Here is a 12,749-nt window from a genome sequence, read left to right as displayed (position 1 = left end):
TCCCTTTTTTGTGAGCTTCTTAGGTAGCCCGATCCTAGCACAAAACCGGGGTCTGCCATCCAACGAAGCCGTTGCCCTCCGCTGCGCAGGGGGTATGGTGCGGCTCCTTCCATGGACGGAATGCCCTGCCCGCCGCGACGTTTTCCGGCGGTCCCAAGGGGCGATCACCACGGCAAATCACAAGGTATCAGACATGGCTAAAGTCGCTTTCCTCGGTCTCGGCGTAATGGGTTTCCCGATGGCGGGACACCTCGTGAAAAAGGGCGGCCATGAGGTCACCGTTTACAACCGGACCGCGGCGAAGGCGAAGGAATGGGCCGACAAGTTCGGCGGCAAGACCGCGCCGACCCCGAAGGCCGCCGCCGAAGGTCAGGACTTCGTGATGTGCTGCGTCGGCAACGACAACGACCTGCGCTCGGTCACGATCGGCCCCGACGGCGCCTTTGCCGGGATCAGGAAGGGCGCGACCTTCGTCGATCACACCACCGCCTCCGCCGAGGTCGCCCGCGAGCTCGATGCCGCCGCCACCAAGGCCGGCTTCAAGTTCGTCGACGCGCCGGTGTCGGGCGGCCAGGCCGGCGCCGAGAACCGCGTGCTGACGGTGATGTGTGGCGGCGCCGAGGACGCCTATGCGGGCGCGGAGCCGATCATCACCGGCGCCTATGCGCGGATGTGCAAGTTGCTCGGGCCGGCAGGCGCCGGCCAGCTCACCAAGATGGTCAACCAGATCTGCATCGCAGGCTTGGTTCAAGGTCTGTCCGAGGGCATCCACTTCGCCAAGAAGAGCGGCCTCGACGTCGCCGCCGTGATCGAAACCATCTCCAAGGGCGCAGCGCAGTCCTGGCAGATGGAAAACCGCTACAAGACCATGAACGAAGGCAAGTACGATTTCGGCTTTGCCGTCGAGTGGATGCGCAAGGACCTCTCGATCGCGCTGGCGGAAGCCCGCCTAAACGGCGCCACCTTGCCCGCGACCGCCCTCGTCGATCAGTTCTATGCCGAGGTCGAGAAGATGGGCGGCAAGCGCTGGGATACGTCGAGCCTGCTGGCCCGTTTGCAGCGCTGAGATCTAGTACGGAGCGAACGGTAAGGGCGCGGCTCAGCCGCGCCCTTTTTGCAGGCGATCGAACACCCCTGCGCAACACTGCCGGCGGTTCGTCGGGCGCGCCGCCAAAAGTTAATTTAACCTCCGGTTAACGAGTTTCTTTAGCTTCTTAAGTCATCGCTTAATGATTTGGCGTCACAGATAGACAATGCAAAAGGCCCGCGCGGTTCGCTGGCAGGATTTGTGTTGTTTATGAGTAATCCCGCAGAAAAGCCTGAAGTTGTAGCGCTTCCGGCAGGACCTCAGGTAGCGGCGCCGGTGAACAGCCGGCGTGTCGCTGCGCAGCGGGTGCGCGAGGCGCGGGATCGGTTAACGTCAACCAGTGGAACCCGCCCGGCGTTCGACGCCGAACTGCTTCGCCAATACGCCCAGACCCGGATCTCGGCGTCCTACGTCGTGATGCTGCTCGTGGTGGCAACCGGCGTCCTGTTCGGCCTCTGGATGAAGCCGATCGTGGCCGGCGCCTGGACGATCGGCATCCTCTGTGTCCATCTCCTGATCATCCGCAGCTGCTCCCGCTTCCTCGCCGAGCCGACCTCGGTCGCGGTGACCCGCAAGTGGCGAACCCGCTTCGTGCTGCTCGACCTGCTCTACGGCCTGTGCTGGACTGCGATCCTGATCCACCCTGCCGGGCGCGATCTCGCTTCCAACACGCTGATGATGTTTTTGATGCTGCTGGTGATCGCGGTCTCCAGCATGCTGGCGGCGAGCCTGCCGATCGCAGCGCTCGCGGCGACCGTTCCGGTGACGGTCGGGATCGCGCTCGACCTCGTGCTCAACGGCGCGTTCGACAATTACGTGCTGGCGCTGCTCGCGCTTGCCGCCGAGGGCTATTTCGCGCTGCTGGCGCACCGCCTGCATTCGACCACGCTGGCGACGCTGGAAGCCCGCGCCGAAAAGGACGCACTGATCGGCGAACTGGAACAGGCCAAGGCGATCTCCGACGAGGCGCGGCACCGTGCCGAGTCCGCCAACGTCGCCAAGTCGCGCTTCCTGGCCCAGATGAGCCACGAGCTGCGTACGCCGCTCAACGCCATCCTCGGCTTTTCCGAGGTGATGAAGAGCGAGATCTTTGGCGCGCACGCCGTGCCGGTCTACAAGGAATATTCCGCCGACATCCATAATTCCGGCGTGCACCTGCTCAATCTCATCAACGAGATCCTGGACTTGTCGCGCATCGAGGCCGGCCGCTACGAGCTGAACGAAGAGGCCGTGGCGCTGGTGCATGTCGTCGCCGACTGCCATCATTTGCTGAAGCTGCGCGCCTCCAGCCGCGGCATCACCATCCACGAAGTGTTCGAGCACGGCATGCCGAGGATCTGGGGCGACGAGCGCGCCATCCGCCAGGTCGTGCTCAATCTGCTCTCCAATTCGATCAAGTTCACGCCGCAGGGCGGCGAGATCTGGCTGAAGGTCGGCTGGACGGCGTCGGGCGGGCAATATCTGAGCGTGAAAGATACCGGAAGCGGCATCGCCGAGGACGAGATTCCGGTGGTGCTGGCCTCGTTCGGCCAGGGCTCCAACTCGATCAAGTCGGCGGAACAGGGTGCGGGCCTTGGACTGCCGATCGCGAAGAGCCTGATCGACATGCATGGCGGCACCTTCACGCTGAAATCGAAGCTACGCATCGGTACCGAGGTGATCGTGACCCTGCCGCCGGAGCGGGTGATGAGCGCGCTGGCGCCGATGGCGGAAGAAGCGCCGCCGATGCAGCCGGAGCCCGCCGAGCCCACGATGGGCGCCGACCGGAAACGCGTGCGCCGCAAGTCGATCATGAGTGCCGGCACCGGATTGTAGAGCATGTCGCGGACAAACGTGACGCGGGTTTCGCTGCCAACAAACGCAAGGCGTTCGCGCCGGGACCATGCTTGCGACAAAAAGCCGGGGCGTGATGCAGCATCCCGCGCCGCTCGGCTTGCGCTGGCAGCCGAAACGGTTCAACAGTTGAAGAATGAGCTCAGAAACGCCGTGTATCGCAGTCTGCATGATGGACCCCAGGACCAAGCTCTGCTTCGGCTGCGGTCGCACGCTTCCGGAGATCGCGCGTTGGCACAAGATGGACCGCACGGAGCGGCTATCTGTCATGGCGAATTTGCCGGCGCGCATGGCCGAAGCTGGGCTCGAGCGCTTGGAGCCGCGCCCGAAGCGCGCCTAGTCACCGCCGCGACCGGAGGTGCATTGTGACCCGCATCCTCCTTGTCATCCTGCTGCTGATGGCAACCGCCTGCGCCGTCGTCGCCTATGGCGATCCCAATCAGATCGCGCGCGCCAGGGAGAATCTGACCCAGATTTTCGGCCGCACCGTCGCCGCCTCGGCCTCCAGCACCACCTCCGCCCCCGCGGTGCAGATCGCGCGCAGCCAGGGCGGTGAGTTCGCGTTCCGCGCCAAGATCAACGGCGTCAGCGCGCCGATGGTGATCGACACCGGGGCAACCTCGGTCGTGCTGACCTGGGAAACCGCCAAGGCGATCGGGCTGCCGACCGACATGCTGGAATACAATGTCGACCTGGAGACCGCCGGCGGTCACACCAAGGCGGCGCGGCTGACGCTCGATCGTCTCGCGGTCGGCAAGCTGGTCGAGAAATCGGTCCCGGCGCTGGTGGTCCAGCGCGGGCAGATGAAGACCAATTTGCTCGGCATGAGCTTCCTCGACCGGCTGGAAAGCTGGGGCGTCCGCTCCGATACGCTGTCGCTGACCGGCTATCCCGACGTCACCGGCAGCATCAGCACCTCGAGCCGCCACCGGCGCCCGCGCACGGTCGTCGACTAGCGCTATCTATCGTCGTCGTGGATCGACGACGGATGCCGGCACAACGGGGTGACCCTTATCTCCATGAAGGGAAACAGCGGCAGGCCGGACAGGATGTCGTGCAACTCCTGCGCGCCGGATACGTCGAAGATGCTGACATTGGCGTAGCGTCCGGCCACCCGCCATAGATGGCGCCAGGCGCCCGTGCGCTGCAGCTCCATCGCGCGTACGCGTTCCGCCTGCTTCAGCGCGTCGACCTTTTCGGCCGCGATGTCATGTGGAATCCGTACATCCATCTCGACGTGGAACAGCATGGCGTTGAACTCTTTCTGCAAGGATGAGGCGAGACTGCAAAACGGCGAGGAGCCGCCGCGCGATCGCGGCGGCTCCATTGATCTGTCTAGCAGATCGTCAGCCTTGTCGTCAGCCTTGCACCAGACCGCGGCTGACGAGGTTGATGTCATCAGGATTGACGAGGTCCTTCGCCGTCCAACCGGAGACGTCGTAGTCGCTCATGCAATTGCGCACGAAATCCTGCATGGCGCCGAGGTCGCCGGTGGCGCTCGCGGCCATCAATGTCTCGACGCGCAGGTTCTCGTAATTGCCCGCATAGTTGCGCTCGTAGAGCTCGTGCCGGCCACCGAACTCGGAGCCGACCGCATCCCACAGCAACTTCAGCAGCTTGATCCGGTCAATCGCGGCATAGCCGTTGGAGCCGCGCACGAAGCGATCGAGATAGGGCCGGATGGCCTCGCTCTCGAGGTCTGCCGAGCTCGACGGCAGATAGATCAAACCGCTCGCGACGTGACGCTCGATCAATTCCTTGATCCGCGGATAGGCCATCGGCGCGAACACGCGATAGGCCAGCCCGTAGTTCAGATTGGGCAGATTGTAGCCCTCGGTGCCCTGCCAAGCTATCGGCGACTTCACCATGGCATCGGCAATGCCGTGGAACAGATTGCGCCAGGCGATCACCTCTCCGACGGCGGTCTGCACGCCGCGGAAATCCTTCGAGCCGGTCGCCTCCACCGCCATCGAGAACAGGCCGGCGATGAAGTCGAGCTTCACCGCAAGCCGCGTCACGCCGTGCAGCGTGAAGCGCGGGATGAAACCCGACGCCGGGAAGAACTGATTGATCTTGTCGACGTCGCCATAGATGAAGACGTTCTCCCAGGGCACCAGCACCTTGTCGAACACGAGGATCGAATCGTTCTCGTCGAAGCGGCTCGACAACGGATAGTCGAACGGCGAGCCGGTCGCGGCTGCAGTGAACTCGTAGGACGAGCGCGCGATCAGCTTGATGCCCTTGGCATCCATCGGCGCCGTGAAGATCAGCGCGAACGACTTGTCCTTGATCGGAATGCCGTAATGCGCAATGAAATTATAGTGCGTCAGCGCCGAGCCGGTCGCGACCACCTTCGCGCCTGACACGATCAGGCCGGCGTCGGTCTCCTTCTCGACATGCATGAAAACGTCGCGAACCTCCTCGATGGCGCGATCGCGATCGATCGGCGGATTGACGATGGCGTGATTCCAGAAGTCGAGCCGCTCCTGGGTCCGGGCGTACCACTTCTTCGCATTGCCGGCATATTCGCCATAGAAGCCCGAATTCGCACCCAGCGTGCCAAGGAACGCCGCCTTGTAATCCGGAGAGCGGCCCATCCAGCCGAACGCGACCTTCTGCAGTTCGGCGATTGCATCGCGGCCCTTGATCAGGTCCTCGGCGGTTCGCGAGCCGAGGAAGAACGGATGGGTGATCTGTCCCGAGCCGGTATCCGTAAGAACGCCGATCTGATCCTTCTTCTCGTGGAAACGGTCGTACCAGCGCGCCACCATCCGGGCCGAGTTGCGAAACGCGGGATGCTCGGTGACGTTCTTGACGCGCTCGCCGTAGATGTAGATTTCACGGCCGTCCTGGATGCTGTCTAGGAATTCCGCGCCGGTATAGACGCTGGTGGTTGACGCAGGTGCATCGGCCCGCAGGGCTGCTGCTGTAGTCATGGGTTTCTCCTCCGCTTGTGTCGCCCGACCGGCGGACGTCGCCGCATTGGCCTGGACCATCTCGTCACGCTCTTGGTCGGCGTGACATCGGAGGAAACGCTACGCGCTCGGGAGGAGCCGGCGAAAGGTATCACACCATACCGCGCAGACCGCCGCGGCTCGGGCTATGACAAGATGGCACGGACCCGACGGCAATGATCGTTCGGCCGATGCCAGCACCGCAGCTGACGCAGCAATCGCACAGCACGGCAAAGGGAGCGAACCATGGACAAGGATTTGGCCAAGGGTTTTGACAGCACCGCTGTCGCTTTCCATCGCGACGGGGGATTGGCCCTCACGGCGAGCGTCGTCACCATCGGCGCATTCGACGGCGTCCACCGCGGCCATCAGGAACTTCTCCGGCAGACCATTGCGGCGGCGCAACGCCGCGGCGTTCCTGCCGTGGTCTACACTTTCGATCCGCCGCCAAAGGTGTATTTCGGCCAGGCCGAGGCGCTGATCTCGCTCGACGAAAAGCTCGATCGCATCGCAACATTCGCGCCTGACCATGTCGTCGTCGCGGACTTCAACCAGATCTACGTCAGCCGCACCGCGGCCGATTTTCTCGCCGAGTTGCAGCTTCTGCATCCTCGCGAGGTGATCGTCGGCGAGGATTTCCGCTTCGGGTCCTGCAAGGGCGGCACCGCGCAGCTGCTGCGGCAACACTTCAACACGCGCATTCTGCCACCGGTGCGCTGCGGCAACGGCGAGATCGTCTCCAGCAGCCGGATCCGCTCGCTTCGGCAATCCGGCCTTGCCGCCGCAGCGTCAGCGCTGGAAAACTGGCGAGAGATCGTGATTGCGTCACCGGCCACTCGATCAAGCCTGGCCCAACTCGAGGTCATCAACCAATGACCGCTATCGATCCGCGTGAGCTGCGCAACGCCTGTGGCCAGTTCGGTACCGGCGTCACCATCATCACGACGCATTGCGAGGGACGCGATCACGGCATGACGGCCAATGCCTTCATGTCGGTGTCGCTCGATCCGCCGCTGGTTGCGATCTCGATCGCAAAAAGCGCGAAGATGCTTTGCAACATCCAGAACACCGGCCGCTTTGCGGTCAGCGTGCTCGCTGAGGGGATGGAAGATCTCGCCTGGCACTTCGCAGGCAGGCCCAAGCTCGACCTCTGCGACGTTTTCGAACGCCGCCGCGAGCTACCCGTCATCGCCCATGCCGCGGCGTACTTCGTGACCGATCTCGCCGATGAGATCATCGCGGGCGACCACACCATCTTCCTCGGCCATGTCCGCGAGATGGCGCTGGAGCCGAGCAAGAAGCCGCTGCTGTTCTTCCGCGGCCGGTTCGGCGGCCTTGCCGACCCGCACCCTGCGCCCGCGATGCTGGAGAATGCGGCTTACGAATTTGTCTGGTGAAGCGACCAGCCGAGATTCCCGAAACCGGGGATGCAAGTTTGCTCAAAACTGCAAGAAAAGGAGGAAACGACCATGCTGAACGTCAACAAGGACACCATCACCGACCACGTGATCGCCGCGCTCTCACCGGACATCCCGGATCGCAACCGCCAGATCATGACGAGCCTGATCCGCCACATGCACGCCTTCTGCAAGGAGGTCGACCTGACCTTCGCCGAATGGTTTGCCGCCTGCGAATTCCTGCGCCGCGCCGGCGACATCTCGGACGAGAAGCGCAACGAGTTCATCCTGATCGCTGACATTCTCGGCGTCGAGGTGCTGGTCGACATGCTCGACCACCGGGTCACCGACGGCGAGAGCGAATCCACCGTGCTCGGGCCGTTCTACCGCGAGAACCCACCGGTGCTGCCGAAGGGCGCCTCCATCATCAAGAAGACGTTCAACAACGCGCAGACCGTCAAGGTCAGCGGGCGCATCAGCGACACCGCGGGCCGGCCGATCGAGGGCGTCACCATCGACGTCTGGGAAGACGCGCCGAACGGGCTCTACGATCTGCAAGACCCCGAGCAGCCGGCGTACAATCTGCGCGGCCGGTTCACGACCGATGCCAACGGCGAATATGCCTTCGTGGCGCTGCGCCCCGAGCCTTACCCGATCCCCTATGACGGCGCCGGCGGCGAGCTGTTGAAGTACATGGGCCACCATCCCTGGCGCCCGGGTCACATCCACTTCATGCTCTCCAAGGACGGCTATCAATCGCTGATCTCGCAGATCTACGATTCCGAGACCAAGTATCTAGACAACGACTCGGTGTTCGCCGTGAAGCAGAGCCTGATCGGCACGTTCGCCAAGGCTCCGGCCGGCGCCGACACCGATCTCGTTCTCGCCTTCGACTTCAAGCTCAAGAAGGCGGCGGTCGAGCGGCTTGTCGCAGCCGAGTGATGCGTAGCAAGCCCGCCGGACCTCGAAGGCCCGGCGGGCTCAACTTGAACTGACCTGTGAGGACTTATGAGTCGTGCCGTGATCGAAATCGCCGAGCCCGTGGAGCAAGTGCAGCCGCTCGCAAGAGACACTGCGATCCGCAGTATCCGCGCCACCATCGTGGAGGCGCCGACGCGACGGCGGCACAAGCTGTCGAACACGGAAGTCACCCATCAGGGCTACGTGCTGGTGCGCGTGCTGCTCGACAACGGCGTGACGGGGATCGGCGAAGCCTCGACGCTCGGCGGACCGCGCTGGGCCGAGGAGAGCGTGGAATCGATCAAGGCCGCGGTCACGAACTACCTGGCGCCGGCGCTGCTCGGGCAGCCTGCCCTCGCCTTCGAGGCCAACGCCTTGCGCATGAGCAAGGCCGCCACCCGCAATTTCGCGGCCAGGGGCGCGATCGAATCCGCCCTGCTCGACGCTGCCGGCAAGACGCTCGGCCTTCCCGCCAGCGCGCTGCTCGGCGGCGCCGTACGCGAGCGCATGGAGGTGATCTGGGCACTGGCCTCAGGCGACAGCGGCCAGGAGCTGGAGGAAGCCAAAGAGAAGCTGCGGCGCCGCGAACACCGTCAGTTCAAGATCAAGTTCGGCTTCAACCGGCCGCAGGCGGATCTGAAGCGCCTGCAGACGCTACGCGCCGGCCTCGGCGACGAGGTGCGCCTGATCGTCGATGTCAATCAGGGCTGGACCGAGGCCGAGTGCATCCGCTTCATGCCGGCGCTTGAGGAGCTGGATGTCGCGCTCGTCGAACAACCGGTGTCGGCGCTGCAGCTGGAAAGCATGGCGCGTGTCGCGGCGCGCACCTCGATCCCGTTGCTGGTCGACGAAGCCGCCTTCACCAAGGAGGAAATCGCTCGCGCCGCCGCGATGGGTTGCGGCAGCGTCTATTCGCTGAAGCTCGTGAAGAGCGGCGGCCTGTTCGAGATGAAGCGCGCCGCCGCGGTCGCCGGCGCACACGGCCTCGAGCTCTACGGCGGCTGCCTGCTGGAGAGCAGCATCGGCGCGGCCGCGCATCTCGCCGCCTTCGCCACGCTGCCCAGGCTCGAATGGGGCACCGAGCATTTCGGTCCGCGGATTCTCGTGGAGGATCTGGTCGCCAACCCGATCAGATTCGACGAGTTCGAGATCTGCGTCCCTGATGGTCCGGGTCTCGGCGTCGAGGTCGACGAGGACAAGATCCGTGCCTTCGCCCGCAAGGACTAGTCAGATGATGTTGTCCCTGCGGACAATTGACAATCCGGGGACCCACGCCCAGTCTTCGCACGGAAACCATCGTCTCGAACGCGCGCTGATGACCACGCGGCAGCAAACCCGGCCAGCCCTTCCCGCAGCTTCCCCGGAAGCGCGCCGACAAACGTCCGGCTGACCGTGACCGATCGCGACGACGTCATGGATCTCAGGCGACTGGTCTATTTCGTCGCCGTCGCCGAGGAATTGCATTTCGGCCGTGCTGCCTCGCGGCTCGCGATCGCGCAGCCGCCGCTGAGCCGGCAGATCGCGCAGCTCGAGAGCGATCTCGGCGTCATGCTGATCGACCGCAGCCGCAGCCAGATCCGGCTGACTCAGGCCGGCAGCGTCCTCTTGGAACGTGCGCGCGACGTGCTGGAGCGGCTCGACCGCACCCACCGCGAGATCAAGCGGATCGGAGAAGGCTTTTCGGGGCACCTGCGCGTCGCCTTCGTCGGATCGGCGACCTATGGCGTGCTGCCCAACGTGATCAAGGCGTTCCGCTCGGCCTATCCTGATGTCGAGCTCGCATTGTCGGCGATGAACAATGCCGAGCAGAAGCGCGCGGTGATCCAGCGCGAGATCGATATCGCCGTCGCGCGGCCCTCGCTCGAGGACGAGGAATTGAAGTCGGAGCCGTTGCTGCAGGAGCCGCTGATCCTCGCACTATCGGACACCTCGCCGCTGCTCGAGCAGCAGGTCACGCGGCTGGCGGCGCTGAAGGCGGAGACGTTCGTGCTCTACCCGCGCAAGCCGCGCCCGAGCTTCGCCGACCACATCCTCAACATCTGCCTCGAAGAGGGCTTCATTCCAAAATCGCAGGTGCTGGCGCAGGATTATCAGACCGCGATCAGCCTGGTGTCGGTCGGCGTCGGGATCGCGCTGGTGCCGAAATCAGTCTCACAGGCGGAGCGCCCCGGCGTCGCCTACCGCGCCTATGAGGGGCACAATCCGGGGACCGCGCTGTCGCTGAACTACCGGCGCGACAACCGGATGCCGCACCTCTTCAACTTCCTCAAGGTCGCACAAGACGTCGTGCGGCGTCAGCGCAAGCCGTAATCCGTCACGTCAGGCGGCCACCGCCGTGCGTGCGCGATCGTCGACCAGCGCGATCGCATCGCATAGCACGTTGATATCAGCGCCCGGCCGAACGCCGTTCTCCGCGAGGTGCCTGCGGAACGCACGCGCGCCGGGGACGCCATGAAAGGCACCGACGAAGTGACGCGTGATCGAATGCAGTCGCGTGCCTTCGGCCAGTTGCCGCTCGATATAGGGCAGCATCGCCGCGAACACGTCCTTCATCGTCGCGTGCGGCGACGTCTCGCCGAACAGCTCGGAATCTACGGTAAGCAGCCGCCACGGCTCCTGATACGCCGCCCGCCCCAGCATCACGCCATCGACATGCGCCAGATGCTGCTTCGCTTCGGCAAGACTCGTGATGCCGCCATTGATGATGACAGGCACATCCGGCAACACTGCCTTGAGACGATAGACCCGATCATAGTCGAGCGGCGGGATGTCGCGGTTCTCCTTCGGCGACAACCCGTTGAGCCAGGCCTTGCGCGCGTGCACGACGAGCACATCCGCACCCGCGGCAATCACGCCGCGCGCCAGCGTGTCGAGCGCGACTTCCGGATCCTGGTCGTCGATGCCGATCCGGCACTTCACCGTGACAGGCACCTTCACCGCGCGCTTCATCGCCGCAACGCCTTCGGCGACCAGCGCCGGCTCTGCCATCAGGCAGGCGCCGAAGCGGCCGTCCTTCACCCGGTCGGACGGACAGCCGACATTGAGGTTGATCTCGTCATAGCCAAAATCCTCGCCGATCTGCGCGGCGGTCGCGAGATCGCGCGGATCGGAACCGCCGAGCTGCAGCGCCACCGGGTGCTCGCTGGCATCGAAGCCGAGCAGCCGCGCCCGGTCGCCATGGATCACGGCGCCGGTGGTCAGCATCTCCGTATAGAGCCGTGCCCGCCGCGACATCAGGCGATGGAAGACCCGGCAATGCCGGTCCGTCCAATCCATCATCGGCGCAACGGTGAATCTCCAGCACAAGTCATTCATATCATTGATCTATTTTAACTCGCTCGATCCCATATATTATTGGACCGACTGAGACATTTGGCTCGACCACGCTACCGCAGCTTGGTTCTTCTAGGCTTTTCCAGGCTCGAAATGGAAGCGAAAATCGCGATTTCGGATCTCGGTGCATACGTGCTGCACGCGAGGACACGCATGCACACGCCTCCACACTCTGTCTTCACCAAGACGACGGCCTCTCCAGCCAGATATACAAGTTGAACGGCGCGCGGTTCACTGCGCAACGTCGCGCGCATAGGCGCCGCACCGAGGTATTCGAACTTGTCGAACATCAATCTCAAGCTTCTCCATACTTTCCTGCTCGCGGCCGAGCACGAAAGCTTCCGGAAAGCTGCCGAGGAATCCAACCGGTCTCCCTCTGCGGTCAGCATGCAGGTTCGGGACTTGGAGGAGCAGATCGGCGTCCTGCTGTTTCGCAGGACGCCACAGAAGGTGTTGCTCACGCCAGAGGGCCGGATCCTGTTCGAGCAGGCGAAGCGCGCCCTTCAGGAAGTCCAGTCTGGGCTGGATATGCTGACGGAATCCGCGCAGTCCCGCAGCCGTCACATTCGAATGGCCTGCGTCCCGACACTTGCGTCCGGATGGCTTCCCAACATCCTGGCGACCTTCAAGGTTCGATATCCACGGAGCCAGGTGCAACTCATGGAGATATCCACGGCGCCCATGCTTGAACTGCTGAAGCGCCAGGATGTCGAGTTCGGAATTGGTCCGGAAGTCCCCGACATGGGGGATTATGAGTTCGAGCCGATCCTTGAGGATCCGCTGTTCGCTTGCGTACCGCCGGTGTTCGATGAGGGGCAATCAAGCACCGGTTTCGCCGATCTCGTCGAAAAGCCGGTTATCCTGCTGTCGAAGACGACGGCGGTTCGAGGGCTGATCGACGAGACGCTGGAAACGCTCGCCGTCCGTCTCGATGTGCAATTCGAAGTCCAGGCGGCCACGACAGCGCTAGCTCTGGCAGCCTCCGGCCTCGGCATTGCGATCGTACCGCGGGTCGCTCTGGTGCAGGCCGGCGTGCAGCAGTTTCGCGTGGTCCCGATCTCCGACCACGTCAAGCTTCGTCAGATCGGCTTGATCACCGCGCGCGGCCCGGTCCGGCGCCCGAACACCGAGCAACTGATTTCATTGATCCGCTCGAGTCTGGCCCAGCTTCGCTGACGGCTTCGC

13 protein-coding genes are annotated in these 12,749 nt (G+C 63.9%); 10 read left to right on the top strand and 3 right to left on the bottom strand.

Features of this window, described 5'->3' with window-relative positions; translation table 11 throughout:
• The first annotated feature begins 163 nt into the window (after nucleotides 1-163).
• From QDT69_RS33680 to QDT69_RS33665, 4 genes are all read left to right on the top strand, one after another.
• A complete protein-coding gene (locus QDT69_RS33680; RefSeq protein ID WP_279710840.1) occupies nucleotides 164-1,066 on the top strand; it encodes an NAD(P)-dependent oxidoreductase in 903 nt (300 codons plus the stop codon).
• Between the two features lie 231 nt (nucleotides 1,067-1,297).
• Complete coding sequence (locus tag QDT69_RS33675; RefSeq protein WP_279710779.1) at nucleotides 1,298-2,902, top strand: ATP-binding protein; 1,605 nt, start codon at nucleotides 1,298-1,300, stop codon at nucleotides 2,900-2,902.
• A gap of 154 nt (nucleotides 2,903-3,056) precedes the next feature.
• On the top strand, nucleotides 3,057-3,260 hold the full coding sequence (locus QDT69_RS33670) for a DUF1289 domain-containing protein (RefSeq protein WP_279710778.1): 204 nt from the start codon (nucleotides 3,057-3,059) through the stop codon (nucleotides 3,258-3,260).
• 25 nt (nucleotides 3,261-3,285) lie between these two features.
• The gene (locus QDT69_RS33665) at nucleotides 3,286-3,876 is read left to right on the top strand and encodes a TIGR02281 family clan AA aspartic protease (protein ID WP_279710777.1); all 591 of its coding nucleotides are present in this window, start codon (nucleotides 3,286-3,288) and stop codon (nucleotides 3,874-3,876) included.
• 2 nt (nucleotides 3,877-3,878) lie between these two features.
• Here the strand turns inward: QDT69_RS33665 and catC are convergent, their stop codons facing one another.
• Together catC and QDT69_RS33655 are read right to left on the bottom strand one after the other, a co-directional pair.
• Nucleotides 3,879-4,169, bottom strand: coding sequence for a muconolactone Delta-isomerase (gene catC, locus QDT69_RS33660; RefSeq protein WP_279710776.1), 291 nt, complete (start codon nucleotides 4,167-4,169; stop codon nucleotides 3,879-3,881).
• Between the two features lie 109 nt (nucleotides 4,170-4,278).
• Entirely contained in the window at nucleotides 4,279-5,856 is a 1,578-nt protein-coding gene (locus QDT69_RS33655) for a 4-hydroxyphenylacetate 3-hydroxylase N-terminal domain-containing protein (protein ID WP_279710775.1), read from the bottom strand.
• Nucleotides 5,857-6,120: 264 nt separating this feature from the next.
• On the opposite strand from QDT69_RS33655, the gene QDT69_RS33650 reads away from it, so the two are divergent.
• The 5 genes from QDT69_RS33650 (at nucleotide 6,121) to QDT69_RS33630 (ending at nucleotide 10,541) form a co-directional block, all read left to right on the top strand.
• Nucleotides 6,121-6,750, top strand: coding sequence for an FAD synthetase (locus QDT69_RS33650; RefSeq protein ID WP_279710774.1), 630 nt, complete (start codon nucleotides 6,121-6,123; stop codon nucleotides 6,748-6,750).
• Nucleotides 6,747-7,271, top strand: a complete 525-nt coding sequence (locus tag QDT69_RS33645) for a flavin reductase family protein (RefSeq protein WP_279710773.1) — start codon at nucleotides 6,747-6,749, stop codon at nucleotides 7,269-7,271. Before QDT69_RS33650 ends, QDT69_RS33645 begins: the two co-directional genes overlap by 4 nt.
• Before the next feature lie 72 nt (nucleotides 7,272-7,343).
• Complete coding sequence (locus QDT69_RS33640) at nucleotides 7,344-8,213, top strand: intradiol ring-cleavage dioxygenase (RefSeq protein WP_279710772.1); 870 nt, start codon at nucleotides 7,344-7,346, stop codon at nucleotides 8,211-8,213.
• Nucleotides 8,214-8,279: 66 nt separating this feature from the next.
• Nucleotides 8,280-9,458: a muconate/chloromuconate family cycloisomerase gene (locus QDT69_RS33635; RefSeq protein WP_279710771.1), complete on the top strand. Its 1,179-nt coding sequence runs from the start codon at nucleotides 8,280-8,282 to the stop codon at nucleotides 9,456-9,458.
• A 186-nt stretch (nucleotides 9,459-9,644) separates the two neighbouring features.
• Nucleotides 9,645-10,541, top strand: coding sequence for a LysR family transcriptional regulator (locus tag QDT69_RS33630; protein ID WP_074129285.1), 897 nt, complete (start codon nucleotides 9,645-9,647; stop codon nucleotides 10,539-10,541).
• 9 nt (nucleotides 10,542-10,550) lie between these two features.
• Here the strand turns inward: QDT69_RS33630 and dusA are convergent, their stop codons facing one another.
• Nucleotides 10,551-11,546: a tRNA dihydrouridine(20/20a) synthase DusA gene (gene dusA / locus QDT69_RS33625; RefSeq protein ID WP_279710770.1), complete on the bottom strand. Its 996-nt coding sequence runs from the start codon at nucleotides 11,544-11,546 to the stop codon at nucleotides 10,551-10,553.
• 297 nt (nucleotides 11,547-11,843) lie between these two features.
• Between dusA and QDT69_RS33620 the strand changes: the two genes are divergently transcribed.
• The gene (locus tag QDT69_RS33620; protein ID WP_279710769.1) at nucleotides 11,844-12,740 is read left to right on the top strand and encodes a LysR family transcriptional regulator; all 897 of its coding nucleotides are present in this window, start codon (nucleotides 11,844-11,846) and stop codon (nucleotides 12,738-12,740) included.
• Nucleotides 12,741-12,749: the final 9 nt, after the last annotated feature.

The sequence above is a fragment of the Bradyrhizobium sp. CER78 genome (assembly GCF_029846235.1).
Lineage (GTDB): Bacteria > Pseudomonadota > Alphaproteobacteria > Rhizobiales > Xanthobacteraceae > Bradyrhizobium.
Note: the sequence above shows the minus strand (reverse complement) of the source record. Positions and strands in the feature narration are given on the sequence as shown.

Coding starts and splice junctions, on each gene's coding strand:
- QDT69_RS33675 (WP_279710779.1), top strand. CDS start 1,298: ATGAGTAATCCCGCAGAAAAGCCTGAAGTTGTAGCGCTTCCGGCAGGA.
- QDT69_RS33670 (WP_279710778.1), top strand. CDS start 3,057: ATGAGCTCAGAAACGCCGTGTATCGCAGTCTGCATGATGGACCCCAGG.
- catC (WP_279710776.1), bottom strand. CDS start 4,169: ATGCTGTTCCACGTCGAGATGGATGTACGGATTCCACATGACATCGCG.
- QDT69_RS33655 (WP_279710775.1), bottom strand. CDS start 5,856: ATGACTACAGCAGCAGCCCTGCGGGCCGATGCACCTGCGTCAACCACC.
- QDT69_RS33650 (WP_279710774.1), top strand. CDS start 6,121: ATGGACAAGGATTTGGCCAAGGGTTTTGACAGCACCGCTGTCGCTTTC.
- QDT69_RS33645 (WP_279710773.1), top strand. CDS start 6,747: ATGACCGCTATCGATCCGCGTGAGCTGCGCAACGCCTGTGGCCAGTTC.
- QDT69_RS33640 (WP_279710772.1), top strand. CDS start 7,344: ATGCTGAACGTCAACAAGGACACCATCACCGACCACGTGATCGCCGCG.
- QDT69_RS33635 (WP_279710771.1), top strand. CDS start 8,280: ATGAGTCGTGCCGTGATCGAAATCGCCGAGCCCGTGGAGCAAGTGCAG.
- QDT69_RS33630 (WP_074129285.1), top strand. CDS start 9,645: ATGGATCTCAGGCGACTGGTCTATTTCGTCGCCGTCGCCGAGGAATTG.
- dusA (WP_279710770.1), bottom strand. CDS start 11,546: ATGAATGACTTGTGCTGGAGATTCACCGTTGCGCCGATGATGGATTGG.